The organism is Streptomyces sp. NPDC006872 (assembly GCF_040635845.1).
In the GTDB taxonomy this organism is placed as follows: Bacteria; Actinomycetota; Actinomycetes; order Streptomycetales; family Streptomycetaceae; genus Streptomyces.
In genome coordinates this window covers 527595-553998 of record NZ_JBEYIL010000007.1, presented here as the reverse complement: position 1 = coordinate 553998, position 26404 = coordinate 527595, and the positions used below count along the sequence as shown (strand labels likewise).

At 70.6% G+C, this 26404-nt stretch carries 15 protein-coding genes, 1 tRNA gene and 1 rRNA gene; 13 read left to right on the top strand and 4 right to left on the bottom strand.

What is annotated here, in order from left to right:
- The 3 genes from rrf to ABZ725_RS23535 form a co-directional block, all read left to right on the top strand.
- A 5S ribosomal RNA gene (gene rrf / locus ABZ725_RS23545) occupies positions 1 to 93 on the top strand; the annotation flags it as partial.
- A gap of 115 nt (positions 94 to 208) precedes the next feature.
- Entirely contained in the window at positions 209 to 871 is a 663-nt protein-coding gene (locus ABZ725_RS23540) for a DegT/DnrJ/EryC1/StrS family aminotransferase (protein ID WP_358804521.1), read from the top strand.
- 75 nt (positions 872 to 946) lie between these two features.
- Positions 947 to 1022, top strand: a tRNA-Thr gene (locus ABZ725_RS23535).
- A 51-nt stretch (positions 1023 to 1073) separates the two neighbouring features.
- Here ABZ725_RS23535 and ABZ725_RS23530 read toward each other — a convergent pair.
- The gene (locus ABZ725_RS23530; protein WP_358804520.1) at positions 1074 to 3815 is read right to left on the bottom strand and encodes a SpoIIE family protein phosphatase; all 2742 of its coding nucleotides are present in this window, start codon (positions 3813 to 3815) and stop codon (positions 1074 to 1076) included.
- Positions 3816 to 4208: 393 nt separating this feature from the next.
- Between ABZ725_RS23530 and ABZ725_RS23525 the strand changes: the two genes are divergently transcribed.
- From ABZ725_RS23525 to ABZ725_RS23480, 10 genes are all read left to right on the top strand, one after another.
- Positions 4209 to 9671 carry a HAMP domain-containing protein gene (locus ABZ725_RS23525; protein ID WP_358804519.1) on the top strand — a complete coding sequence of 1821 codons (5463 nt, stop codon included), beginning with the start codon at positions 4209 to 4211 and terminating at the stop codon, positions 9669 to 9671.
- A gap of 273 nt (positions 9672 to 9944) precedes the next feature.
- A complete protein-coding gene (locus ABZ725_RS23520) occupies positions 9945 to 10634 on the top strand; it encodes a response regulator (protein WP_358804518.1) in 690 nt (229 codons plus the stop codon).
- A 143-nt stretch (positions 10635 to 10777) separates the two neighbouring features.
- Positions 10778 to 13483: a DNA translocase FtsK gene (locus tag ABZ725_RS23515; protein ID WP_358804517.1), complete on the top strand. Its 2706-nt coding sequence runs from the start codon at positions 10778 to 10780 to the stop codon at positions 13481 to 13483.
- Between the two features lie 255 nt (positions 13484 to 13738).
- Positions 13739 to 14578, top strand: a complete 840-nt coding sequence (locus ABZ725_RS23510) for a RodZ domain-containing protein (protein WP_358804516.1) — start codon at positions 13739 to 13741, stop codon at positions 14576 to 14578.
- Positions 14579 to 14667: 89 nt separating this feature from the next.
- Complete coding sequence (rimO, locus tag ABZ725_RS23505) at positions 14668 to 16149, top strand: 30S ribosomal protein S12 methylthiotransferase RimO (RefSeq protein ID WP_358804515.1); 1482 nt, start codon at positions 14668 to 14670, stop codon at positions 16147 to 16149.
- Positions 16146 to 16940, top strand: a complete 795-nt coding sequence (pgsA, locus tag ABZ725_RS23500; RefSeq protein ID WP_358804514.1) for a CDP-diacylglycerol--glycerol-3-phosphate 3-phosphatidyltransferase — start codon at positions 16146 to 16148, stop codon at positions 16938 to 16940. The genes rimO and pgsA overlap by 4 nt, the downstream gene beginning before the upstream one ends.
- Entirely contained in the window at positions 16937 to 17482 is a 546-nt protein-coding gene (locus ABZ725_RS23495) for a CinA family protein (RefSeq protein ID WP_358804513.1), read from the top strand. Before pgsA ends, ABZ725_RS23495 begins: the two co-directional genes overlap by 4 nt.
- Positions 17483 to 17591: 109 nt before the next feature.
- Complete coding sequence (locus ABZ725_RS23490) at positions 17592 to 17972, top strand: helix-turn-helix transcriptional regulator (protein ID WP_015657463.1); 381 nt, start codon at positions 17592 to 17594, stop codon at positions 17970 to 17972.
- Positions 17973 to 18163: 191 nt separating this feature from the next.
- Positions 18164 to 18634, top strand: coding sequence for a DNA starvation/stationary phase protection protein (locus tag ABZ725_RS23485; protein ID WP_358804512.1), 471 nt, complete (start codon positions 18164 to 18166; stop codon positions 18632 to 18634).
- 235 nt (positions 18635 to 18869) lie between these two features.
- Positions 18870 to 19229 carry a hypothetical protein gene (locus ABZ725_RS23480; protein ID WP_358804511.1) on the top strand — a complete coding sequence of 120 codons (360 nt, stop codon included), beginning with the start codon at positions 18870 to 18872 and terminating at the stop codon, positions 19227 to 19229.
- A 218-nt stretch (positions 19230 to 19447) separates the two neighbouring features.
- On the opposite strand, the gene ABZ725_RS23475 is transcribed toward ABZ725_RS23480, so the two are convergent.
- The 3 genes from ABZ725_RS23475 to ABZ725_RS23465 form a co-directional block, all read right to left on the bottom strand.
- A complete protein-coding gene (locus tag ABZ725_RS23475) occupies positions 19448 to 20212 on the bottom strand; it encodes an SDR family NAD(P)-dependent oxidoreductase (RefSeq protein WP_358804510.1) in 765 nt (254 codons plus the stop codon).
- A 58-nt stretch (positions 20213 to 20270) separates the two neighbouring features.
- Positions 20271 to 21113, bottom strand: coding sequence for a DNA-formamidopyrimidine glycosylase family protein (locus ABZ725_RS23470; protein WP_358804509.1), 843 nt, complete (start codon positions 21111 to 21113; stop codon positions 20271 to 20273).
- A gap of 120 nt (positions 21114 to 21233) precedes the next feature.
- The gene (locus ABZ725_RS23465) at positions 21234 to 26222 is read right to left on the bottom strand and encodes an ATP-dependent helicase (protein WP_358804508.1); all 4989 of its coding nucleotides are present in this window, start codon (positions 26220 to 26222) and stop codon (positions 21234 to 21236) included.
- Between the last annotated feature and the right edge of the window lie 182 nt (positions 26223 to 26404).

Genomic DNA, 26404 nt, shown 5'->3' with positions numbered 1-26404 from the left:
ACGCCCGGTTACATTCCGAACCCGGAAGCTAAGCCTTACAGCGCCGATGGTACTGCAGGGGGGACCCTGTGGGAGAGTAGGACACCGCCGAACAATCATTCAAAAGGGTTGGACTCTGAACTTCGGTTCGGAGTCCAACCCTTTTTTGTTTGTGGTCACTTGAAGTTCATGTTCCGCCCTCAGCATCCACGGCATGAGTACTGCTGCAATGCTCAGGGCTGCGGGCGTCGGAATCGGTGACGAGGTCATCGTGCCGGCCTTCGGGAATGTGGAAGTCGCCGGAGCGGTCGCCCTGGCCGGTGCGCTGCCGGTGTTCGCAGATGTCGATCCGGTGACCTACTGCCTGGATCCGGCCGCCGTCGAAGCGGCCGTAACTCCCCGTACAGTGGCCGTCGTTGTCGTCCATCGCTTCGGTCGGCCCGCGGATGTCCGGCGGTTGCACGGGGTTGGGCATCGGCATGGGCTGTTGGTGTTGGAGCAGGGGGAGTCCGAGGCGCCGTACGACGAGATCGCGCAGCGTCGGGAGCGGGCCGCCTATCTGGACGGGCGGTTGCGTGGTGTTCGGATGCCCGACGGCGGGGACGGGCACACCTATCAGCAGTACGTCGTGCGGGTGCCGGGGAATGGGCGGCCCGATCGGGATGCGTTCGCGCGGGCGTTGTGGGGGAGGGGAATCGAGTGCCGGGTTCCGGTGAAGACTCCACTGCACCGGTTGCCCGAGTTCAGGCGGTGTGTGTCACTGCCGGCGACCGAGCTGGCCGCTGACGAGACGCTCGCGTTGCCGGTGGACGCCTCGTTGACGAAGCGGGACATGCAGCGGATCGTGGCGGCCTGTAATGCGCTCGGTGGACTGCTTCAGCCCGCCTTCTGAACGGGTTTGGGAACACCGGCCTGTTCGGGGTATGATCTATTCCGTTGCCGCGAGGGAAACCTCGAAAAGTAACTGGCCCCCTTAGCTCAGTCGGCAGAGCGTCTCCATGGTAAGGAGAAGGTCAACGGTTCGATTCCGTTAGGGGGCTCCACGAAGAAAGCCCCCGCCCTTTCGGGCGGGGGCTTTTCTCATGCCGTCCTTCTCATGCCACCCGCATGGCCAGGATCGCCATGTCGTCGGACGGGGCGTCGGATGCGAAGCGTTCCACTGCGCGCATGATGCGGGCGGCGACCGCGCCGGCCGTGAGGCCCGTGCAGGCCGTGAGGACGTCGGCGAGGCCGTCGTCGCCGAGCATGCGGGCGCCCTCGCGGCGCTCGGTGACACCGTCCGTGACGCAGAGCAGGACGTCGCCCGGGTCGAGGGTGATCGTCTGCTCGTAGAGCTCCAGGTCCTCGATGACGCCGAGGAGGGGCTGGGGTTCGGCCGCGGGCTCGACCGTGCCGTCCTGGCGGAGGCGGAGGGGGAGCGGGTGGCCGGCGCAGACCACCTTCAGCTCGGCGCTGCCGTCCTCCTGTGGGCGCATCTCGCCGTAGAGGAGGGTGAGGAAGCGGCTGCGCGCGCCCTCGTCGAGGATGGCCGAGTTGAGGCGTTCCAGGACGGCCGGGCCGCTGAGGCCTTCTCTCGCCAGGAGGCGCAAGGCATGCCTGGCCAGGCCTGTCACCGCAGCCGCGTTCGGGCCGGTGCCGCAGACGTCCCCGATGGCGAAGCCGTATGCGCCGTCGCTGATGGGGAAGACGTCGTAGAAGTCGCCGCCGACCTCGTTGCCCTCGCCGGCCGCGCGGTAGATGACCTCGACCTCGACGCCGTCGATCTCGGGGAGTTCCGGGGGCAGCAGGCTGCGCTGGAGGGCCTGGCTGATGGCCGTGCGCTCGGAGTAGAGGCGGGCGTTGTCGAGGGCGAGGGCCGCTCGGCGGCTCAAGTCCTCGGCCAGTTCGAGGATTTCCTGGCGGAAGTGTTCGTCGGTGGGCTTGCCGAGCGTCAGCATGCCGATGACGCGGTTGCGGGCGACCAGGGGGAGGACGACCGTCTCGCCGCCGACCGCGGATGCGGTGGCGAGGGTGGGGCCGATGCCCGAGGAGACCTGGTGGGTGGGGCCGCCGGTCAGGCCGAGGCTGCGCATGGAGCTGCGCAGGGCCGCGTCGTGGGCCGCCTCTGCGGGGGCCGCCCAGACGCGGGCGCCCGGAGTGGGGACGGGGTCCGGGGGTGCGATCTTCGACAGCAACGACTTGATGCCGTCGATGAGTTCCTCGTCCTCGTGCAGGACGTACGAGAGGTAGGGGTCGGAGGCCTGGTCGGCGATCGTGTAGACCGCGCACCAGGTGGCCAGCGTGGGTACCGTCATCTGGGCCATCAGGGCGAGGGTCTGGTCGCGGTCCAGGGTGCCCGCGAGGAGGTCGGAGGCCTCGACGAGGAAGCTCAGGGAGCCTCGGCGCAGGCGTTCCAGCTCGCCCAGGCGGGCCGACTCCACGGCCAGCGCGATGCGGTCGGCCGCGAACTGCAGGCGCAGGGCCTCCTCGTTGGAGTAGCGGCCGGGGGACTCCGCCGCGACGCCGAGGGAGCCGGTGAGGCGGCCTTCGACCTTCAGAGGGACCGTGACGACCGAGCGCATGCCCGTGCCGTTCAGCAGGGGAACGGCGCCGGGGACGGCCAGGAGGTCCTCGTGGACGGCCGGCATGCGGGCCGAGCCGTAGCGGCCGGGGCCTGCCTCTACGGGCACGCGCGCGAAGCGCTGGCGGGCGGAGGGCAGGCCGGTGGAGGCACGGACCTCCAACTCCGTCTCGTCGTCGGTCGCCAGGAGGAGGAAGGCGGAGTCGGCGTCGAGCATGTCGCGGGCGCGTTCCACCGTGCGCTGGAGGAGGCCGTCGAGGTCGTCCGGGGCCGGGGAGCCGATGAACACCTCGAAGGGGTCGGTGCTCTGGCCGTCGGAGCCGACGGGCGGGTCGGAGGCCGGGACGCGCAACGGGGTCTGCAGGACGGCGCGTTCGTGGTCGCGCACGAGCAGGCAGACGGTGGAGGGCTCGCCGTCGGTGTCCCGGACGCGGAGGTGGGAGGCGTAGACGGGGGTGACGCGGCCGTCGGCGCCGCGGATGCCATAACTGCCCTCCCAGCGGGAGAGTTGGAGGGCCTCCACGATGCCGGTGCTGGTGCCGGGGGTGTGCGGCCAGGCGGCGATGTCGGTGAGGGGTTTGCCGGTGACCTGGTCGGCCGGGTGGCCGAAGAGTTCCTCGGCGTCCTCGTTCCACGCCGAGACGGCGCCCGCCCCGTCGATCTGGACGACCGCCACGCGTACCCGGCTGTCCGCGATCGGGAGGAGATCGGCCGGAAGGGACGGGCCGGCCGCGCGGGTGCCCACCGGGCGGTCGGGGAGCTCGAGTTGGAACCAGACCTGTTTGTGGGTGGGGGTGTACTCGACGCCCCAGCGGCCGGCGATGGCCGCGCAGAGCTGGAGGCCGCGGCCGCCTTCGCGGTCCGGGCTGCCCATGCTGGCGGGGGAGCCCTGAAGGGGGATCTCGCGCTCGGGGTACCGGTCGGCCACCTCGATGCGCACGCCGTCGTCGCTGCGCAGACACAGGACTTCGGCGTGGGTGCCCGCGTGGACGACCGCGTTGGTCACCAGTTCGCTGGTGAGGACCACGGCGTCGTCGACGATGTCGGCGAAGCCCCAGCCCTGGAGGGTGTCGCGGACGAAGGAGCGGGCGGTCGCCACCGATCGCCCCACGGGCTCGAATCTGGCAGCCGCGCGCGCGGTGATCACTGAACTCCTCGGCCGGTCGTCTACGTGCAGGGCTCCCGGGCCGGTGTGGTCGCGCCGTTGCTGTGGTGGGCGCGCGCTTGAAGGCCGGGGGTCCGGGGTCTGTCCCCCCGGGATCAGTCCGGTGGTCATGTGTGCGGCCGCCCCTCCGATGCCCGCTCGTGCTCGTGCCACCGCCCAGACCGGTCGGACCGGTGTGGCTGGACAGCCGCATGCAAGGTTACTTACCTTCCCGGTCCGTGCGGATGCCGGTCACCAAGTGTTTCCGCCGAGGGTGTGCGGACGATGTGCGAAGCTGCCGAACTGTTATGGCCTGGTTCGGCAAGGGTGAAACACTGGGCAAGCTTCTTGTGAAGGTCCGGGCAGACTGGGTGTCTTCTGGGTACAGGGGGCAGCAGCCTTCCGGGGCGACCTGGTTTCATCAGGCGGAAAACCCGGCGGCAACAGGCACGGCGAGCAGCAGCACCCAGCACGGCAGTAGAACCCAGGCACAGCGGTAACGGTCGACCCCTGCGGGAGGGACAAGTGGAGTCTGGCGCAGCGACGCGGGGCACTAAGACGCGCGCGAAAGGCGGACAGTCCCCTAGCAGGCAGCGCTCACCACGCGGCGGGACGACCGTCGTGGACACGGCGGCCCTGGACCGGCTGCTGGTCGCTCTCGGGTCCATGCGGGACGGGAACTTCCGCAAGCGGCTGACGGTGTCCGGCGACGGCGTGATGTCGGAGATCGCCGCCGTGTTCAACGAGGTGGCGGACCGTAATCTCCACCTCACGGGTGAGCTCTCGCGCGTACGTCGCATGGTCGGACGGGAGGGAAAGCTCACCGAGCGGCTGGAGACGGGCGCCTGTGAGGGTTCCTGGGCGACCGCCATCGACAACTCGAACGCGCTGGTCGACGACCTCGTACGGCCTGTTTCCGAGGTCGGGCGGGTGCTGTCGGCGGTGGCCGAGGGTGATCTGTCGCCGCGTATGGAGCTCAGGACGCACACGCCGGAGGGGACCGGGCATCCGCTGCGCGGGGAGTTCCTGAAGGTCGGGCGGACGGTCAACAACCTGGTCGACCAGCTGTCGACGTTCACCGACGAGGTCACGCGGGTGGCCAGCGAGGTGGGCACCGAGGGCAAGCTGGGCGGACAGGCCCAGGTGCGCGGTATGTCGGGTTCGTGGAAGGACCTCACGGAGTCCGTCAACACGATGGCGTACCGGCTGACGGCGCAGGTGCGGGACATCGCGCTGGTGACGACGGCCGTGGCCAAGGGTGATCTGTCGCGGAAGGTGACGGTTCACGTCGAGGGCGAGATGCTCGAGCTGAAGAACACCGTCAACACGATGGTGGACCAGCTCTCCGCGTTCTCGTCCGAGGTGACCCGGGTCGCGCGCGAGGTGGGCACCGAGGGCATGCTGGGCGGGCAGGCCCAGGTCACGGGTGTCGACGGGGTGTGGAAGGAACTCACCGATTCGGTGAACACCATGGCCGGCAATCTGACGGCCCAGGTGCGCGGTGTCTCCGAGGTGATGACGGCGGTCGCCAACGGTGACCTGTCGCGGAAGGTGACGGTGCCGGCGCGCGGTGAGGTCGCGCAGCTCGCCGAGACGATCAACCAGATGACCGAGACCCTGCGGATCTTCGCGGACGAGGTCACGCGCGTGGCCAACGAGGTGGGGGCCGCGGGGCAGCTGGGGGGCCAGGCGAACGTGCCGGGCGCGGCCGGCACCTGGAAGGACCTGACGGACTCCGTCAACACCGTGTTCCGCAATCTCACCACTCAGGTGCGGGACATCGCGGCCGTGACGACGGCTGTGGCCAGCGGCGATCTGTCGCAGAAGGTCACGGTGGACGTGGCCGGCGAGATGCTGGAGCTGAAGAACACCGTCAACGGGATGGTGGACCAGCTGTCGGCCTTCGGCGCCGAGGTCACACGGGTGGCCCGGGAGATCGGGGTCGAGGGTGAGCTGGGCGGGCAGGCGCAGGTGTCGGGCGCGGCTGGCACCTGGAAGGACCTGACGGACTCCGTCAACACGGCGTTCAGGAATCTCACCGGACAGGTGAGGAACATCGCGCAGGTCACCACGGCGGTGGCCAACGGGGACCTGTCGCAGAAGGTCACCGTGGACGTCTCCGGCGAGATGGCCCAGCTGAAGAACACCGTGAACACGATGGTGGACCAGCTGTCGTCGTTCGCCGATCAGGTGACCCGGATGGCGCGGGACGTGGGCACCGAGGGCCGGCTGGGCGGGCAGGCGCGCGTGGACGGCGTCTCGGGCACCTGGAAGGAGCTCACGGACTCCGTGAACTCCATGGCCGGGAACCTGACGTCGCAGGTGCGCAACATCGCGCAGGTGACCACGGCCGTCGCCCGGGGCGACCTCTCGCAGAAGATCGACGTCGACGCGCGCGGCGAGATCCTGGAGCTGAAGAACACCATCAACACGATGGTGGATCAGCTGTCGGCCTTCGCCGACCAGGTGACCCGGGTGGCGCGGGACGTGGGCACCGAGGGGCGGCTGGGCGGGCAGGCGCAGGTGCCCGGCGTGGCCGGTGTGTGGCGGGACCTGACGGACTCGGTGAACGGCATGGCGGGCAACCTCACCGCCCAGGTGCGCAACATCGCCCAGGTCGCCACCGCGGTGGCCCGGGGCGACCTCTCGCAGAAGATCACCGTGGACGCGCGCGGGGAGATCCTGGAGCTGAAGAACACCCTGAACACGATGGTGGATCAGCTGTCGTCGTTCGCCCAGGAGGTGACCCGGGTGGCCCGTGAGGTGGGCACCGAGGGCATCCTCGGCGGTCAGGCCGAGGTGCAGGGGGTGTCCGGGACCTGGAAGGACCTCACGCAGTCGGTGAACTTCATGGCGAACAACCTGACCATTCAGGTGCGCCAGATCGCGGAGGTCACCACCGCCGTCGCCAAGGGCGACCTGTCCAAGAAGATCACCGTCGACGCCAAGGGCGAGATCCTCGAACTCGTCACCACCGTCAACACGATGGTGGACCAGCTGTCGTCGTTCGCCGAGCAGGTGACCCGGGTGGCCCGCGAGGTGGGCACCGAGGGCATCCTGGGCGGTCAGGCGCATGTGCCCGGCGTCACGGGCATCTGGAAGGACCTCAACGACAACGTCAACCTGATGGCCAAGAACCTGACCGTCCAGGTGCGCAACATCTCCCAGGTGGCCGCGGCCGTCGCCAACGGCGACCTGACGCGGACGGTGACGATCGAGGCGCGCGGTGAGGTTCAGCAGCTCGCCGACACCTTCAACACCATGGTGAAGACGCTGAGTTCGTTCGCCGAGCAGGTCACCAAGGTGGCCCGTGAGGTGGGCACGGACGGCATCCTGGGCGGTCAGGCGCATGTGCCGGGTGTGGCGGGCACGTGGAAGGACCTCACCGACTCGGTGAACGGCATGGCGTCCAACCTGACCGGTCAGGTGCGCAACATCGCCATGGTCACGACGGCCATCGCCAAGGGTGACCTGACGAAGAAGATCGACATCGACGCGCGCGGGGAGATCCTCGAGCTGAAGACGACCATCAACACGATGGTCGACCAGCTGTCGTCGTTCGCCGAGGAGGTCACCCGGGTCGCCCGCGAGGTGGGCACCGAGGGGCAGCTCGGCGGACAGGCACGCGTGCGTGACGTCGACGGCACCTGGCGCGACCTCACCGAATCGGTGAACGAGATGGCCGGGAACCTGACCCGGCAGGTGCGTGCCATCGCGCGCGTGGCGACCGCGGTGACCCGCGGCGATCTGAACCTGAAGATCGACGTGGACGCGTCCGGGGAGATCCAGGAGCTCCAGGACTACATCAACAAGATGATCGCCAACCTGCGTGACACCACGATCGCCAACAAGGAGCAGGACTGGCTCAAGGGCAACCTCGCGCGCGTGTCCGCTCTGATGCAGGGCCGGCGCGACCTTCAGGACGTGGCCTCGCTCATCATGAGCGAACTGCCGCCCCTGGTGGCCGCGCAGCACGGCGCGTTCTTCCTGGCGATGCAGCCGGCCGACGGCGACGTCGTTCAGTACGAGCTGCGGATGCTGGGCTCGTACGGCTACTCGATGGGCTCCATGCCGACGTCGTTCCGGCCCGGTGAGGCGCTGGTGGGGACGGCCGCGGAGGAGAAGCGCACGATCCTCGTGGCGAACGCCCCGAGCGGCTATCTGAAGATCTCCTCGGGGCTCGGCGAAGCGCCGCCCGCGCAGGTGATCGTGCTGCCGGTGCTGTTCGAGGGCAAGGTGCTCGGGGTGATCGAGCTGGCGTCGTTCACACCGTTCACGCAGATCCAGAAGGACTTCCTCAACCAGCTCGCGGAGATGATCGCGACCAGCGTCAACACGATCTCCGTGAACACCAAGACGGAGCAGCTGCTGAAGAACTCGCAGGAGTTGACCGAGCAACTGCGCGAGCGGTCGGCGGAGTTGGAGCAGCGGCAGAAGGCCCTGCAGGCGTCCAACGCCGAACTGGAGGAGAAGGCCGAGCTGCTGGCCCAGCAGAACCGCGACATCGAGGTGAAGAACACCGAGATCGAGGAGGCGCGCCAGGTCCTGGAGGAGCGCGCCGAGCAGCTCGCGGTGTCGATGCGCTACAAGAGCGAGTTCCTCGCCAACATGTCGCACGAGCTGCGCACGCCGCTCAACTCGCTGCTGATCCTGGCCAAGCTGCTCGCCGACAACGCGGAGGGCAACCTCTCGCCGAAGCAGGTCGAGTTCGCCGAGACGATCCACGGGGCCGGCTCCGACCTGCTCCAGCTGATCAACGACATCCTCGACCTGTCGAAGGTCGAGGCGGGCAAGATGGACGTCTCGCCGACGCGGATCGCGCTCGTCCAGCTGGTCGACTACGTGGAGGCCACGTTCCGTCCGCTGACGGCGGAGAAGGGCCTCGACCTGTCCGTGCGGGTGTCGCCGGAGCTGCCGGCCACGCTGCACACCGATGAGCAGCGGCTGCTTCAGGTGCTGCGCAACCTGCTGTCCAACGCGGTGAAGTTCACCGACTCCGGGTCGGTCGAGCTGGTCATCCGGCCGGCCGGGGCGGAGGTGCCGATGGCGATCCGGGAGCAGTTGCTGGAGGCGGGTTCGCTGACCGACGCGGACGCGCCGCTGATCGCGTTCTCGGTGACCGACACCGGCATCGGGATCGCGGCCAGCAAGATGCGGGTGATCTTCGAGGCGTTCAAGCAGGCGGACGGCACGACCAGCCGCAAGTACGGCGGCACGGGCCTCGGGCTGTCGATCTCGCGGGAGATCGCGCAGCTGCTCGGCGGTGAGATCCATGCGCAGAGCGAGCCGGGCCGCGGTTCGACGTTCACGCTGTATCTGCCGCTGCACCCGAGCGAGCTGCCGCCGCAGGGCTACCAGCAGGTGGTGCCCGCTCTGGAGGCCGGCGACCTGGTGGCCTCGGAGAACGGGGCGCGTGAGCTGTCGGAGCTGTCCGAGGCGGAGATCGCGATGCCGGCCGAGGTGAAGTCGTACCAGGACGCGCAGAACGGGCCGGCGGCCCTCTTCCGGCGCCGGCGCCGGTTGGTGAGCGGCGGCGAGCAGGTCGGGCAGCCGGAGCAGTGGCCGGCCCGCGGGCAGCAGACGGAGGCGCACGCGCGCGTGGGCATCCGGTTCGGCGGCGAGAAGGTGCTGATCGTCGACGACGACATCCGCAATGTGTTCGCGCTGACCAGCGTCCTGGAGCAGCACGGCCTGTCGGTGCTGTACGCGGAGAACGGCCGGGAGGGCATCGAGGTCCTGGAGCAGCACGACGACGTGGCGGTCGTCCTGATGGACATCATGATGCCCGAGATGGACGGCTATGCGACGACGACGGCGATCCGGCGCATGCCGCAGTTCTCCGGGCTGCCGATCATCGCGTTGACCGCGAAGGCGATGAAGGGCGACCGGGAGAAGGCGATCGAGTCCGGCGCCTCCGACTATGTGACGAAGCCGGTCGACCCCGATCACCTGCTGTCCGTGATGCAGCAGTGGATGCGGGACGCGTGAAGGACGCGTGAAGGGGGACTGCGGCGTGACGGGAACCTTCGGGGTGCGCTCGGAGTTGCTGACTGAGGGTGGCCGTCGCCGTGTAGCGGGGCGGAATTCGGGGAACCTTCTGGTCTCCGCTTACGTTCCTGCTACGTGCACAGTGACATCACGGTGACAGGGTGTGGCGACGGTCGGGGTGCGGCTACCATGACCGGCACAAGGAAGGGCGGCGCAAAGGAGTCGTCCCCAGGGGCGGCGCCCGGTGCACTGCCGGGGCGAGGAGGGCGGGCCATGGTGCAGAAGGCCAAGATCCTCCTGGTCGATGACCGGCCGGAGAATCTGCTGGCGCTGGAGGCGATCCTCTCTGCGCTCGATCAGACGCTGGTGCGGGCATCGTCCGGGGAAGAGGCGCTCAAAGCACTGCTGACGGACGACTTCGCGGTCATTCTGCTGGACGTCCAGATGCCGGGAATGGATGGATTCGAGACGGCCGCGCACATCAAGCGGCGAGAGCGGACCAGGGACATCCCGATCATCTTCCTCACCGCGATCAACCACGGGCCGCACCACACCTTCCGCGGGTACGCGGCGGGTGCGGTGGACTACATCTCCAAGCCGTTCGACCCGTGGGTGCTGCGCGCGAAGGTTTCGGTGTTCGTAGAGCTGTACATGAAGAACTGTCAGCTGCGTGAGCAGGCGGCGCTGCTGCGGCTGCAGTTGGAGGGCGGTGGCGGCAAGGCCTCGGCGGGCGGCGGCGCCAAGGAGTCGCCCGGGCTGCTCGCGGAGCTCTCCGCTCGGCTCGCGGCGGTCGAGGAGCAGGCGGAGGCCCTGTCCAAGCAGTTGGACGACGAGTCGGCGGACGCGGCGGCGGTGGCCACCGCGGCGCACCTGGAGCGCAAACTCACCGGCCTGCGCAGGGCGCTGGACGCGCTGGAGCCGGGAACCGGCAACGGCACGGCTTCTGTGCCGTCGCAGAACTGAGCTCGCAGAACGGAACTGACGCGTGCCACGCGAGGAGTTGTGCATGAGGACGCGTCAGTTCCGCGCCCGCGCGAGAGCGACACGAACGGGTGAAGCAGTAGGCACACGTGTCCGTTGTGGTCTCCACCGGTAACCTCACCCCCATGGCCTCACGTTCCTCCGCAGCCAAGAAGCAGCCCGCCAAGAAGGCGGCTGCTCCGGCGAAGAAGGCCGCTGCGAAAAAGGCCCCGGCGAAGAAGGCGCCCGCCAAGAAAGCCGCGGCCAACAAGCCCGCGCCCGCGCCCGCCCCCAGTCCGACCGGGGGTATCTACAAGCTCGTGCGCGCCATCTGGCTCGGCTTGGCGCACGCCGTGGGCGCCGTGTTCCGCGGCATAGGGAACGGCGCGAAGAACCTCGACCCGGCCCACCGCAAGGACGGCGTCGCGCTGCTGCTGTTCGGCGTCGCGCTGATCGTCGCCGCGGGTACCTGGGCCGACCTGCGCGGTCCCGTCGGCGACCTCGTCGAGATCCTGGTGACCGGCTCCTTCGGCCGGCTCGACCTGCTGGTGCCGATCCTGGTGGCGGTCATCGCCGTACGCTTCATCCGGCATCCGGAGAAGCCCGACGCCAACGGTCGCATCGTGATCGGACTGTCCGCGCTCGTCATCGGCGTGCTCGGCCAGGTCCACATCGCCTGCGGATCGCCCGCCCGCAGCGACGGCATGCAGGCGATAAGGGATTCCGGAGGCCTCATCGGCTGGGGCGCGGCGACCCCGCTCACGTACATGATGGGCGAGGTCCTCGCCGTGCCGCTGCTGGTGCTGCTCACGATCTTCGGGCTGCTGGTCGTCACGGCGACCCCGGTCAACGCCATCCCGCAGCGACTGCGGCAGCTCGGCGTGCGGCTGGGCGTGCTGCACGATCCGGCCGAGGACGAGTTCGACGAGTTCGACGACGGCGCGCGCTACGAAGAGCAGTGGCGCGAGGCGCTGCCCGGGCGCCCCCGACGGCGCTCGGGCGCCCCCCAGGAGTACGACCCCGACAGCGCCGAGCAGGCGGCGCTCTCCCGGCGGCGCGGCCGCCCCCGGCGCTCCGCGGTGCCGCAGCCGGCCATGGACCGGCAGCTGGACGCGGTGGACATCGCCGCGGCCGCCGCGGCCGACCTCGACGGCGCCGTCCTGCACGGCATGCCGCCCTCGCCGATCGTCGCCGACCTCACCCAGGGCGTCAGCCTCGGCGACCGGGAGCCGACGACGCCGACGCCCGTCCCGGCGCCGGCCTCCCGCCCCAAGCGGGAGAGGCTCAAGATCGGGGCGGTGCCCGACCTGACCAAGTCGGCCCCCGAGGAGATGCGCGAGCTGCCGCCGCGCGCCGAGCAGCTCCAGCTGTCCGGTGACATCACCTACTCGCTCCCGTCGCTCGACCTCCTGGAGCGCGGAGGCCCGGGCAAGACCCGCAGCGCCGCCAACGACGCCGTGGTCGCCTCCCTGCAGAACGTCTTCATGGAGTTCAAGGTCGACGCGGCCGTCACCGGCTTCACGCGCGGGCCGACGGTCACGCGCTACGAGGTCGAGCTGGGCCCCGCCGTCAAGGTCGAGCGGATCACTGCGCTCACCAAGAACATCGCGTACGCCGTCGCCAGCCCCGATGTGCGGATCATCAGCCCGATTCCCGGCAAGTCCGCGGTCGGCATCGAGATCCCGAACACCGACCGCGAGATGGTCAACCTCGGCGACGTACTGCGCCTCGCGGACGCGGCCGAGGACGACCACCCGATGCTGGTGGCGCTCGGCAAGGACGTCGAGGGCGGCTATGTGATGGCCAACCTGGCGAAGATGCCGCACGTGCTGGTCGCCGGAGCCACCGGTTCCGGCAAATCGTCATGCATCAACTGCCTGATCACGTCAATCATGGTCCGTGCGACTCCCGAGGACGTCCGCATGGTCCTCGTCGACCCCAAGCGTGTTGAGCTGACCGCCTACGAAGGCATCCCGCACCTGATCACGCCGATCATCACCAACCCGAAGCGGGCCGCCGAGGCGCTCCAGTGGGTCGTACGGGAGATGGATCTACGCTACGACGACCTCGCGGCGTTCGGCTACCGGCACATCGACGACTTCAACCAGGCCATCCGCGACGGCAAGCTGAAGACGCCCGAGGGCAGTGAGCGCGAGCTCCAGCCGTACCCGTATCTGCTGGTGATCGTCGACGAGCTCGCCGACCTGATGATGGTCGCGCCGCGGGACGTCGAGGACTCGATCGTGCGCATCACACAGCTCGCGCGCGCGGCCGGCATCCACCTGGTCCTCGCGACGCAGCGCCCGTCCGTCGACGTCGTCACCGGTCTGATCAAGGCGAACGTGCCCTCCAGGCTCGCGTTCGCCACCTCCTCGCTCGCCGACTCCCGGGTCATCCTCGACCAGCCCGGCGCCGAGAAGCTGATCGGCAAGGGCGACGGACTGTTCCTGCCGATGGGGGCCAACAAGCCGACCCGTATGCAGGGCGCATTCGTCACCGAGGACGAGGTCGCGGCGATCGTCCAGCACTGCAAGGACCAGATGGCGCCCGTCTTCCGGGAGGACGTCACCGTCGGCAGCAAGCAGAAGAAGGAGATCGACGAGGACATCGGCGACGACCTCGACCTGCTGTGCCAGGCGGCCGAGCTGGTCGTCTCCACCCAGTTCGGGTCGACGTCCATGCTCCAGCGCAAGCTGCGGGTCGGCTTCGCCAAGGCCGGCCGTCTGATGGACCTCATGGAGTCGCGGAACATCGTCGGGCCCAGCGAGGGCTCCAAGGCGCGAGACGTTCTTGTGAAGCCGGACGAGTTGGACGGCGTGCTCGCGGTGATCCGAGGGGACTCCGCGGGGTAGACGTCAGGGAGGGAAGCGGCGATCCGCCGTGACTCACCCGTTAGAGAGAGATGGGCAACCGTTTCCCTTTGGCGTACGTCAAGTTGAGCGAGAGGACAGGTGCGGCTCCCCGCCGGGGCCGCAACCGGCCCGTCATCGGTGTGTCCGGCCATACCGATGGCGTACAAAGTCGTACCGCCCGGTTGCCCCTCCCTTTGGCACCCCCCCTAGACTGAACTTCCAGCACAGGTGGCTACACGCTCGAAAGGCGCCCCCGTGTCCATCGGCAACTCCCCTGAAGACGAGCGTCCGTTCGAAGACCCGTCCGAGGAAGCCTCCTTCTCCATCGGTCGCGCCCTGCAGCAGGCGCGCATCGCGGCCGGGCTGACCGTCGACGACGTCAGTTCCGCCACCCGGGTCCGTATCGCCATCGTCCACGCCATCGAGGCGGACGACTTCGCCCCCTGCGGCGGAGACGTCTACGCGCGCGGGCACATCCGGACCCTGGCCAGGGCCGTCCACCTCGACCCTGTCCCGCTGATCGACCGGTACGACGCCACCCACGGCGGCCGTCCCGCACCGACCCCGGCCGCACCCATGTTCGAGGCGGAACGTATCCGCCCCGAGCGGCGCGGGCCGAACTGGACCGCGGCCATGGTCGCCGCGATCGTCGCCGTCGTCGGCTTCGTCGGCTTCACCGCGTTCAAGGGCGGCGAGGACGGCGGCACGAAGCAACAGGTCGCCGAGGGCACCACACCGGCGGCCGGCAAGACCGCCTCGCCCACGCCGAAGACCGACAAACCCGTCGACGAGAAGCCGGAACCCTCCGACAGCGCCATCGCCGCGGCCCCCCAGGACAAGGTGACCGTCCAGGTCACCGCCCCCGACGGGCGCAGCTGGATCTCCGCCAAGGACCACAACGGCCGCCTGCTCTTCGACGGCCTGCTCAAGCAGGGCGACTCCAAGACCTTCCAGGACAGCGAGAAGATCAACCTCGTGCTCGGCGACGCCGGCGCGATCGATCTGTACGTCAACGGAAAGAAACTCGACGACGACTTCCAGCCCGGCGCGGTGGAGCGACTGACCTACACGAAGGGCGACCCGCAGGCCGGATGAGCCGGGCGGGCCTTCGGATGTACGGGGTTGGCGATCTTCGCCAACCCCGTCGACGTTCGGTGTCGGTGGGACAAAGTAGTCTTGAGCCCATGCCTGAACGCCGTACCGTCGCACTCGTCACCCTTGGCTGCGCCCGTAACGAGGTGGACTCGGAGGAGCTCGCAGGCCGCTTGGAGGCGGACGGCTGGCACCTCGTGGAGGACGCCGAGGACGCGGACGTCGCCGTCGTCAACACCTGCGGTTTCGTCGACGCCGCCAAGAAGGACTCCGTCGACGCCCTGCTGGAGGCGAACGACCTCAAGGGGCACGGCAGAACCCAGGCCGTCGTGGCGGTGGGCTGCATGGCCGAGCGGTACGGCAAGGAGCTCGCCGAGGCGCTCCCCGAGGCCGACGGCGTGCTCGGCTTCGACGACTACGCCGACATCTCCGACCGCCTCCAGACCATCCTCAACGGCGGCATCCACGCCTCCCACACCCCGCGCGACCGGCGCAAGCTGCTGCCGATCAGCCCGGCCGAGCGACAGTCCGCGACGGACGTGGCCCTGCCCGGGCACGGCGCGCCCACGGACCTGCCCGAGGGCCTGGCCCCGCAGTCCGGCCCGCGCGCGCCCCTGCGCCGACGGCTGGACGGCGCCCCCGTCGCCTCGGTCAAGCTCGCCTCCGGCTGCGACCGGCGCTGCTCCTTCTGCGCCATCCCGTCCTTCCGCGGCTCCTTCATCTCGCGCCGGCCGAGCGACGTGCTGAACGAGACGCGCTGGCTGGCCGAGCAGGGCGTCAAGGAGGTCATGCTGGTCTCCGAGAACAACACGTCCTACGGCAAGGACCTCGGCGACATCCGGCTGCTGGAGTCGCTGCTGCCCGAGCTCGCCGAGGTCGACGGCCTGGAGCGGGTGCGCGTCAGCTACCTCCAGCCGGCCGAGATGCGGCCCGGTCTGATCGACGTGCTGACCTCCACGCCGAAGATCGCGCCCTACTTCGACCTCTCCTTCCAGCACTCCGCGCCCGGCGTGCTGCGCGCGATGCGCCGCTTCGGCGACACCGACCGCTTCCTGGAGCTCCTCGACACCATCCGCAGCAAGGCGCCCCAGGCGGGCGTGCGCTCCAACTTCATCGTCGGCTTCCCCGGCGAGTCCGAGGCCGACCTGGCCGAGCTGGAGCGCTTCCTGAACGGCGCGAGGCTGGACGCGATCGGCGTCTTCGGCTACTCCGACGAGGAGGGCACCGAGGCCGCGACGTACGCCGACAAGCTCGACGTGGACGTCGTGGCCGAGCGGCTCGCCCGGATCTCCCGGCTCGCCGAGGAACTCGTCTCGCAGCGGGCCGAGGAACGGGTGGGCGAGACCGTGCACGTGCTCGTGGAGTCGGTGGACGAGGAGGGCGTGTACGGCCGTGGCGAGCACCAGGCGCCGGAGACGGACGGCCAGGTGCTGCTCACATCGGGCGAAGGTCTGAGCGTCGGCCGTATGGTCGAGGCGAAGGTGGTCGGTACGGAAGGTGTCGACCTGGTGGCCGAGCCCTTGCAGGACTCACTGCAGGGTTCGATCGGGTGTAGTGAGGAGGCGGGCAGATGACGGGTGTTCCGGCATCGGCTGCGGGCGGCTCCTCGCCGGCATCGGCCGCGACGGCTTCGCAGGCTGCTCAGGCCGCTGCGGCGAAGGAGGTTGCGGGGGCGGCTTCGGGTGCGTCCGCCGCGGCCGGCGTCGCCGCGAGCGCCGATCCACAGGGCGCCGGCCGGCCGCCGCGGGGCGCGAAGCTGGCGGCCGCCGCCGTCAACCAGGCGAGCGTCTGGAACATCGCCAACTTTCTGACGATGCTTCGGCTGATCCTGGTCCCCGGCTTCGTCGCGCTGATGCTGGCCGACGGCGGCTACGACCCGGCGTGGCGTTCGCTCGCCTGGGCGGCTTTCGCCATCGCCATGATCACCGACCTGTTCGACGGGCACCTGGCGCGGACGTACGACCTCGTCACCGACTTCGGGAAGATCGCCGACCCCATCGCCGACAAGGCGATCATGGGAGCGGCGCTGATCTGCCTCTCCTCGCTCGGCGACCTGCCGTGGTGGGTGACGATCGTGATCCTCGGCCGGGAACTCGGGATCACGCTCCTGCGTTTCCTGGTCATTCGGTACGGCGTCATCCCGGCGAGCCGCGGCGGCAAGCTGAAGACGCTCACACAGGGCGTGGCGGTCGGGATGTACGTCCTGGCGCTGACGGGCTGGCTGGCCACTCTGAGGTGGTGGGTCATGGCCGCGGCGGTCGTCCTCACCGTGCTGACCGGGCTCGACTATGTGAGACAGGCCATTGTGCTGCGCAGGCAGGGAATCGCCGAGCGCAAGGCGGCGTTGGAGGAGACGGAAGCGTGAGTTCCACGGCCGCCGACGTGGTGCGACTACTCACGGTGAGCGGATCCACGCTTGCCGTGGCCGAGTCGCTGACCGGTGGTCTGGTCGCCGCGGAGATCACCTCGGTCCCCGGAGCGTCCAGGGTGTTCCGCGGGTCGGTCACCGCGTACGCCACCGAGCTCAAGCATGAACTGCTCGGTGTCGACGCCGCTCTGCTGAAGTCCAACGGGGCGGTGGACGCGCAGGTCGCGGCCCAGATGGCGGCCGGCGTACGCAAGGCGCTCGGCGCCGACTGGGGCCTCGCGACCACCGGCGTCGCCGGTCCCGACCCGCAGGACGGACAGCCCGTCGGTACGGTCTTCGTGGCCGTGGACGGTCCGTTCGGGGCGGATTCCGGTTCTGCCGCTGGCGGAAAAGTGGAGGCCCTGCGGTTGAACGGCGACCGGGCGGAAATTCGTAGAGAGAGTGTACGGAGCGTACTCGCACTGCTCCTGACAGAGCTTGCGGGCGAACAGACCGGGAATGAGCGGGCACAGGATACGGAACAGAACGGGGGGTTTTGATGTTTGCAGCCCTGAGTGAACACGACATCGCTCCCCGCACGGCCGCAGCGCGAGGCGGTACGGTGGGGCGTGAAGGATGCGGCTACGCGGTCCGAGGAGGGAGCCACCGATGATTCTGCTCCGTCGCCTGCTGGGTGACGTGCTGCGTCGGCAGCGCCAGCGCCAGGGCCGTACTCTGCGCGAAGTCTCCTCGTCCGCCCGAGTCTCACTCGGCTATCTCTCCGAGGTGGAGCGGGGGCAGAAGGAGGCATCCTCCGAGCTGCTCTCCGCCATCTGCGACGCGCTGGACGTACGGATGTCCGAGCTCATGCGGGAAGTGAGCGACGAGCTCGCCCTCGCCGAGCTGGCCCAGTCTGCTGCGGCCACCCCCAGCGAGCCTGTGCCCACGTCGGTTCGTCCGATGCTGGGTTCCGTGTCGGTGACCGGTGTGCCACCGGAGCGGGTGACCATCAAGGCGCCCGCCGAGGCGGTGGACGTGGTCGCGGCGTAGGCCTGTATAGGCACGTGTAGGAGTGTGTGAAGCCCCGGCCGGGGCTTCTCCGGGGAGACCCGGGGAAGGTGCGGTCGGGGTTTTTCGCGTTCTCGGGCCGAGGTCCGTTTGCCGGTGCCGGGCGCCGAGGTCATCGTGGAGGGGCACGGGCACGACGGGGGCTGCCAATCACCGGGGGTACGGAGGTACGGATGTACGTCGTGAAGAGTCCCCTGTCCGAGGCCGACCTGAAGACCGTCTCCGCGGCGTTGCAAGGCGCGCTCCTCGATCTGATCGACCTGTCACTCGTCGCCAAGCAGATCCACTGGAACGTCGTCGGGCCCCGTTTCCGGTCCGTGCACCTCCAACTCGACGAGGTCGTGGACGTCGCCCGCGCGCACTCCGACACCGTGGCGGAGCGCGCCTCGGCGCTGGGTGTCTCGCCGGACGGGCGGGCGGCGACGGTGGCGGCCGGCAGCGGGATCGGTGCGGTGTCCGCGGGGTGGGTCAAGGACTCCGATGCGGTCGGGACGCTGGTCGACGCTCTGGGGGCCGTGATCACCCGAATGAGGGAACGGGTGGCTGCCACGGGTGACGCGGATCCGGTGAGCCAGGACATCTTCATCGGGATCACCGCCGACCTGGAGAAGCATCACTGGATGTTCCAGGCGGAGAACGTGTGAGGGTCCCTGCGGGGCGAGTGCGGGCGGGTGCGGTGCGGGCGCGGGGTGGTGGGAGCGGGAGGCTACGGGAGGCGCTCGGCTCGGGTGATGCGCCGGTGTGCCACCCGTGCGCACTGCCGGGGGTGAGGGTGGGCGCTTAGCGTCGTCCTCTTCGGAGGTGTGCGGTCCGCAGATGCGCGGGCTTTCTGATGTCGTGGATGGACTCCGCGTGAGGCTCGGGCTGGAGGTGAGGGCCGTGGCGGGACGAATAGTGGGGCGGGGGGCCGTACTCGGGCTCGGCCTGGGACTGGGCGCGGTGTGGTGGTGGGCCGTGGTGCGGCTCGCCGTGCTGCCCGACGCCGGGGCGCTGGAGGGAGCGGTCGCCGCCGGAGGGTGGGGGCTGAGCCTGCTGCCGGTGCACTGCGTGGCGAAGGCGCGGGCTGTGGGGGCGGTGGGGGACGGTCGGTGGAGAGCTGCTTGGCGGGGGCCGGAGCCTGAGCAGGGCCAAGGGCGAGGGGAGGACGGCGAGGGGTGTCGTCGGCCGGGCGGTGGCTGTGGGGGTGGGGGGAGTGCGGGTGTGGAGGGTGGTGGGGGTGCGGGGGAGACGGTGGGTTAGGTGGCTGGGGGCGGGAACGTGAGCCGGGGGTAGGGCCGCGGTGGAACTGAGGCCTGGGCGGGCTGGGGGTTGGGGATGGGCGCTGGTGTGGTTGCCGGGGAGGGGGTGTGGGGTTGGGGGTCGAGGCTGGGTGGGCTGTGCAGGAGCGGGTGGGCGGTGAGGGCTGCGGTGGAGTTGGGAGGAGGTCGGCGAGGGCGTCCGGGAGGGGGTGTTCACGGTTACCAGGGCATGGCTACCCCGCCGTTCGGGCGGAGGATCTGGCCTGTTGTGAACGCGGACGCGTCCGAGGCCAGGTGGAGGACGGCGTGGGCGATGTCCTCCGGTGCGCCGATCCGGCCCAGCGGCGACATACGGGACATGACCGCCTCGGTGTGGGCCTGTGCGGCGGTGTCGTGGCGGTCGGTCATGGGGGTGCGGATCCAGCCCGGCGCGACCGCGTTGACGCGGATGCCGTAGCGGCCGACCTCCGTCGCCAGAGTCTTCGTCAACTGGACCACGGCCGCCTTGGCGACGCCGTAGCAGAGCAGGCCGGGGCCACCCGTGTCCACGGCGCCCGAGGCCATGGTGACGATGCTGCCGCCGGTTTCGCGCGCCAGCATCAGACGGGCCGCCTCCTGGCAGGCGTACAGCACGCCCTTGAAGTTGACGGCGAAGACCCGGTCCAGGTCCTCGTCCTGGGTCTCCAGGACCGGGCTGCTGTGCATGATCCCGGCGACCGCCGCCATGACGTCCAGCCGCTCGCAGGACTCCACGGCCTGCCGGACCTGGATGCGGTCGGTGACGTCGAGGTGGTGGGTGCGGGCGGTTCCGCCCTGGTCCTTGATCAGCGTCGCCGTCTCGTGCAGGCCCTGGGCGTCGAGGTCCGCGCCATGCACGGTGGCGCCTGCCTGGGCGAGCAGTACGGCGCAGGCGCGGCCGATCCCGCTCGCGGCGCCGGTGACGAATGCGGTGCGTCCGGTGAGGTCGTACGCCTTCACGGCCATGAAGGGACGGTACGAGGGTTTCTGACGGTCCGTCAATTGTGCTGTACGTTGCGGGACGTCATCGGGTGGTGCGTGAGCGGACGCGGTGGGTCGGCGGGGAACCCGGGGGCGGGGCGGGGCCCGTCTGGCAGGTGGGACACCAGTAGGTCGGGCGCTCGCGGGAGCCGTCGCCCTGGTCTGCCGCGCGGACCGGTGTTCCGCAGCGCAGACAGGGGCGCAGCGCCCGGCCGTAGACGAACAGGTCCTGGCCTCGGCGGCCCGTGGTGCTGCGGACCGGACGGTCGCGGTTGGTCTCCAGCAACTTCTTCGCGAGCGCGGGCAGTTTCGCGGCGCGGGCGGCGGGGAGCGCCCCGACCGGGAGCCAGGGGGTGGCGCCGATGAGGAAGCAGAGCTCGCTCTTGTAGATGTTGCCGATGCCGGCGAGATTGCGCTGATCGAGGAGGGCCTCGCCGAGGGGGCGGGCGGGGTCCGTGAGGAGGTTGACGAGGGCTTGTTCCGGGTTCCAGTCGGGACCCAGCAGGTCGGGGCCGAGGTGGCCGACGACGCGTTGTTCGTCTGTGGTGCGCAGCAGGTCGAGGACGGGGAGGCGGTAACCGACGGCTGTGCGGTCGTCGGTGCCGAGGATCACCCGGATCTGGTGTGCCGGTCCGCCGGTCCACTTCTGGTCGTGTCCGTACACCTTCCAGGAGCCGTCCATCCGCAGGTGCGAGTGGAGGGTCAGGCCGCCTTCGATGCGGGTGAGGAGGTGTTTGCCGCGCGGGGCCACCTCCAGGACGGTGCGGCCGGTGAGGTCGGCGGTCGCGTACTTGGGGACCCGGAGATCCGAGCGGATCAGCTTCTTGCCCGCGAGGGCGTCGTGCAGCCGCCTCGAGGACTGCCAGACCGTGTCACCTTCGGGCATGCGTCAAGGGTGACATGGGTGTCGCTCTCGGGCGGGATGCGGCTGCGTGGGATGTGGTTGTTCGGGATGTGGTTGCACGGAGTGCGGTTGCACGGGATGTGGTTGCACGGGATGTGGTTGTCATGCGCGCAGCCGCAGGCCTCGTGGGGTCGCGATGAAACCTGCTCCTTCCAGGAGGGCGCCTATGGGGGAGGTGAGGGCCGAGGCGCCGTTGACGCGCTCCACGGTGACCGTGCCGAGGGAGCCCGCGCGCGCGGCCTCCGCGAGGGCCTCCGCGGCGGCGTGCAGACGTGGGTCGTCGGCGGGCTTGTCCTCGTGGTCCGGGACGGAGGGCCAGGCCAGCAGGGTCTTGCCGCCGCGCTCCATGTAGAGCGTCAGCTCGCCGTCGACGAGCACCACCAGGGAGCCGGCTTTGCGGCCCGGCTTGTGCCCGGCGCCGCTCGGCGGTTCGGGCCAGCCCAGGGCGGCGCCGTACGCGTTCGCCGGGTCGGCGGCGGCGAGGACGAGGGCGCGGGAAGCGAGGGACGACCTGCCGGCTCCGTGGTTGCGGTCATGAGCGCGGCCGTGGCGGGGGTGACCAGGGTAGACCGAGCCGTTCGGGAAGCCGCTGCCGCCCCGGGGGCCGCCGGCGCCTGGAGACGTGAAGTCCCGGGGCGAGACACGGTCACCCGGCGAGGCGGGCGCTCCCGGAGCGCGGAGGGGCGAGTCGTAGGGGGCGTCGAACTCGGTGTCGAGATCGGGGAGGGCGCTCCACGCGTTGTCGGACGGCGCGTCGTCGGACGATGCGTTGCCGGACGGTACGTGGTCGGGGAAGGCGAAGTCGTCCCGGGTGCCCGCTGCCGGGTTCGGGACGGGCAGGGGTTCGCCACGGTCTCGGGCGTTGGCCACCGCGCGCAGGCGGTCCACCGCGCCGTCCATGGCGAACTGCGCGGCGCCGAGGCCTTCGACGACGTATCCGCGCCGGGCCTGACCGCTCTCCTCGAAGACGGACAGGACGCGGTACGTCGCCGAGAAGCCGCCCTCGACGCCCTCGGCCGCGACCGCGCCCCGGGTGACCACGCCGTGCCGGTCGAGGAGCGTGCGGGCGACTGCATGGGCGCGGACCGTCAGTTCGGGCTCGTGGGCCGGCAGGAGGGACCAGCGCCCCGCGACGGTCGGGGGACCGCTGCGAGAGGCGGGGCGGGCCGCGGCCGTCAACGAGCCGTAGCGGCCGCGCGGGACCGCCCGCTTGGCGCGGTGGGCCGTGGAGCCGGCCGTGCGGCCCGAGCCCAGCAGGGAGCGCATGGGCGCGAGCGTGTCGTTGGTGAGCCGGCCGGACCAGGCCAGATCCCAGACGGCGTCGGCGAGTTGGGGGTCGGTGGCATCGGGGTGGGTGGTGGCGCGGACCTGGTCGGCGATCTGACGGAAGAACAGGCCGTAGCCGCCGGAGAGTGTGTCCAGGACGGAGCTGTGCAGTGCCGTCGGCTCCAGGGGGTGCGGAGGAGGCAGCAGCAGGGGCGCAGCGTCCGAAACGTACAGGGAGATCCAGCCGTCCTTCCCGGGGAGGGCGCCCGCCCCGGCCCAGACCACCTCGCCGGCCGCGGTGAGTTCGTCGAGCATCGCCGGGGAGTAGTCCCGTACACGGGACGGCAGGACGAGCTTCTCCAGGGCCGAGGCGGGCACCGACGCGCCCTGCAACTGCTCGACAGCGCGCACCAGTCCGTCGATGCCGCGCAGGGAGTGGCCCTTGCCGATGTGCTGCCACTGGGGCAGGAACTGGGCGAGCGCGGGCGGCGGGACCGGCTCCAGCTCGTGTCGCAGGGCGGCCAGGGAGCGGCGGCGCAGCCTGCGCAGGACCGTGGCGTCGCACCACTCCTGGCCGATGCCGGCCGGGTGGAACTCGCCCTGGACGACGCGCCCGCTCGCCGCGAGCCGCTGAAGGGCGCCCTCGGTCACGGCCACGCCGAGGCCGAAGCGGGCGGCCGCGACGGTGGAGGTGAAGGGGCCGTGGGTGCGGGCGTAGCGCGCGAGGAGGTCGCCGAGGGGATCCCTGACCGGTTCGGTGAACGCCTCCGGCACGCCTACCGGCAGTGCTGTGCCGAGCGCGTCGCGCAGGCGGCCCGCGTCCTCGATCGCGGCCCAGTGGTCGGTGCCGGCGATCCGGACCCGGATGGCGCGACGGGCGGCGGCCAGCTCCTGCGCCCAGTGCGGCTGCGCGCCGCGCTCGGCCAGCTCGGCCTCGGTGAGCGGGCCGAGGAGGCGCAGGAGGTCCGCGACGCTCTCGGTGTCCTTCGCCCGGCGGTCCTCGGTGAGCCACTGGAGTTCTCGTTCCAGTTCGGTGAGGACCTCGGCGTCGAGCAGTTCGCGCAGCTCCGCCTGGCCGAGCAGCTCGGCCAGCAGACGGGAGTCCAGGGAGAGGGCGGCGGCGCGGCGCTCGGCGAGCGGGGAGTCCCCCTCGTAGAGGAACTGGGCGACGTAGCCGAACAGGAGTGAGCGGGCGAAGGGGGACGGCTCCGCGGTGGTGACCTCGACCAGCCGTACCTTGCGGGACTCCAGGTCGCCCATCAGCTCCACGAGGCCGGGGACGTCGAAGACGTCCTGGAGGCACTCGCGGACCGCCTCCAGGACGATCGGGAACGAGCCGAACTCGCTCGCCACCTGGAGCAGTTGGGCGGCGCGCTGGCGCTGCTGCCACAGCGGGGTGCGCTTGCCCGGGTTGCGGCGCGGGAGCAGCAGCGCGCGGGCGGCGCACTCGCGGAAGCGGGCCGCGAACAGGGCCGAGCCGCCGACCTGGTCGGTGACGATCCGATCGACCTCGCCCTTGTCGAAGACGACGTCCGCCGCGCCGACCGGTGCCTGTTCGGCGTCGTACTCCGTGCCCGCCTTCATCGGCTCCTGGTCGAGGAGGTCCAGGCCCATGAGGTCGGCGTCGGGCAGCCGCAGGACGATGCCGTCGTCCGCGTGCATGACCTGGGCGTCCATGCCGTACCGCTCGGAGAGCTTGGCGCCGAGGGCGAGGGCCCAGGGGGCGTGGACCTGGGCGCCGAAAGGGGAGTGGACGACGACCCGCCAGTCGCCCAGTTCGTCCCGGAAACGCTCGACGACGATCGTGCGGTCGTCCGGGACATGGCCGCAGGCCTGCCGCTGTTCGTCCAGGTAGGAGAGCACGTTGTCGGCCGCCCACGCGTCCAGGCCCGCGGTGAGCAGGCGGAGCCGGGCGTCGTCCTTGGGCAGGGAGCCGACCTCGCGCAGGAACGCGCCCACCGCGCGGCCGAGCTCGAGCGGGCGGCCCAGCTGGTCGCCCTTCCAGAAGGGCAGCCGGCCCGGGACGCCGGGGGCCGGGGAGACCAGGACCCGGTCACGGGTGATGTCCTCGATGCGCCAGGAGCTGGTGCCGAGCGTGAAGACGTCGCCGACGCGGGACTCGTAGACCATCTCCTCGTCGAGCTCGCCGACCCGGCCGCCGCCCTTCTTGGGGTCGGCGCCCGCCAGGAAGACGCCGAAGAGGCCCCGGTCGGGGATCGTGCCGCCGGAGGTGACGGCGAGGCGCTGGGCGCCGGGGCGGCCGGTGATGGTGCCCGCGACGCGGTCCCACACCACGCGCGGGCGCAGCTCCGCGAACGCGTCGGACGGGTAGCGGCCCGCCAGCATGTCCAGGACGGCCGTGAACGCGGACTCCGGGAGCGAGGCGAAGGGGGCGGCGCGGCGGACCATGGCCAGCAGGTCGTCCACCTGCCAGGTGTCGAGGGCCGTCATGGCGACGAGCTGCTGGGCCAGGACGTCCAGCGGGTTGGCGGGGACCTTCAGGGACTCGATCGAGCCCGTGCGCATCCGCTCCGTGACCACTGCCGCCTGCACGAGGTCGCCGCGGTACTTCGGGAAGACCACGCCGGTGGACACCGCGCCCACCTGGTGTCCCGCGCGGCCGACGCGCTGGAGACCGGAGGCCACGGACGGAGGGGACTCCACCTGGACGACGAGGTCCACCGCGCCCATGTCGATGCCGAGCTCAAGGCTCGAGGTCGCCACGACGGCGGGCAGCCGGCCCGCCTTGAGGTCCTCCTCCACGAGCGCGCGCTGCTCCTTGGAGACCGAACCGTGGTGGGCGCGCGCGATGACGGCCGGGGCGCCCTGGGCCGCGCCCGAGCCGCCCATGAGCTGGGCGGGGGAGTGATGCTCGTCGAAGGGCTCGCCGGTGGCCCGCTCGTAGGCGATCTCGTTGAGCCGGTTGCACAGCCGCTCGGCGAGCCGGCGGGAATTGGCGAAGACGATCGTGGAGCGATGGGCCTGGACGAGGTCGGCGATCCGCTCCTCCACATGCGGCCAGATCGACGGGCGCTCCGCCCCTTCGGAGCCGTCGGCGACCGGGGAACCGCCCAGCTCGCCCAGATCCTCCACGGGGACGACGACCGAGAGGTCGAACTCCTTGCCGGACTTCGGCTGGACGATCTCCACCTTGCGCTGCGGGGAGAGGTAGCGCGCCACCTCGTCGACCGGCCGGACCGTCGCCGAGAGGCCGATGCGGCGGGCCGGCCTCGGCAGCAGTTCGTCGAGCCGCTCCAGGGACAGCGCGAGGTGTGCGCCGCGCTTGGTACCCGCGACGGCGTGCACCTCGTCCAGAATCACCGTCTCGATGCCGGTCAGCGCGTCGCGCGTGGCCGACGTCAGCATCAGGAACAGGGACTCGGGGGTCGTGATCAGGATGTCCGGCGGGCGCGTGGACAGCGCGCGGCGCTCGGCGGGCGGGGTGTCCCCGGAGCGGATGCCCACCTTGACCTCCGGCTCGGGCAGGCCCAGGCGCACGGACTCCTGGCGGATGCCCGTCAGAGGGCTGCGCAGGTTGCGCTCCACGTCGACCGCGAGGGCCTTGAGGGGGGAGACGTAGAGGACTCGGCAGCGCTTCTTCGGATCGGCGGGCGCAGGCGTCGAGGCGAGCTGGTCCAGGGCGGCGAGGAAGGCGGCCAGGGTCTTGCCGGAGCCGGTCGGGGCCACCACCAGCACGTCCGAACCCTCGCCGATGGCCTGCCACGCGCCGGCCTGGGCCGCGGTGGGCGCGGAGAACGCCCCCGTGAACCAGGCGCGGGTCGCGGGGGAGAAGCCGTCGAGGGCTCGGTGTGCGGAGCTGACCATGCGTCCATCCTGCACCCGCCCACTGACAATGGCTCTGAGCTGCGACTTCGCTGTGGCTGTGGCTGTGGCTGTGGCGGGGCTACGGCTGTGGCGGGGCTGCGGCGCGCTTTCGTTCGTGGCGGGTCGCCGAGCCGCGGACCGCGAGGCACCGCCGTGGCCGTGGGCCTCGGGTGGCGCGGCTC

Bases quoted from the DNA above. Each gene is read 5' to 3' on its own strand.
- ABZ725_RS23520 (WP_358804518.1), top strand. From the start codon at position 9,945: ATGGTGCAGAAGGCCAAGATCCTCCTGGTCGATGACCGGCCGGAGAAT.
- ABZ725_RS23475 (WP_358804510.1), bottom strand. From the start codon at position 20,212: ATGGCCGTGAAGGCGTACGACCTCACCGGACGCACCGCATTCGTCACC.
- pgsA (WP_358804514.1), top strand. From the start codon at position 16,146: ATGACGGGTGTTCCGGCATCGGCTGCGGGCGGCTCCTCGCCGGCATCG.
- ABZ725_RS23485 (WP_358804512.1), top strand. From the start codon at position 18,164: ATGTACGTCGTGAAGAGTCCCCTGTCCGAGGCCGACCTGAAGACCGTC.
- ABZ725_RS23540 (WP_358804521.1), top strand. From the start codon at position 209: ATGCTCAGGGCTGCGGGCGTCGGAATCGGTGACGAGGTCATCGTGCCG.
- ABZ725_RS23515 (WP_358804517.1), top strand. From the start codon at position 10,778: ATGGCCTCACGTTCCTCCGCAGCCAAGAAGCAGCCCGCCAAGAAGGCG.
- ABZ725_RS23465 (WP_358804508.1), bottom strand. From the start codon at position 26,222: ATGGTCAGCTCCGCACACCGAGCCCTCGACGGCTTCTCCCCCGCGACC.
- rimO (WP_358804515.1), top strand. From the start codon at position 14,668: ATGCCTGAACGCCGTACCGTCGCACTCGTCACCCTTGGCTGCGCCCGT.
- ABZ725_RS23490 (WP_015657463.1), top strand. From the start codon at position 17,592: ATGATTCTGCTCCGTCGCCTGCTGGGTGACGTGCTGCGTCGGCAGCGC.
- ABZ725_RS23470 (WP_358804509.1), bottom strand. From the start codon at position 21,113: ATGCCCGAAGGTGACACGGTCTGGCAGTCCTCGAGGCGGCTGCACGAC.
- ABZ725_RS23530 (WP_358804520.1), bottom strand. From the start codon at position 3,815: ATGACCACCGGACTGATCCCGGGGGGACAGACCCCGGACCCCCGGCCT.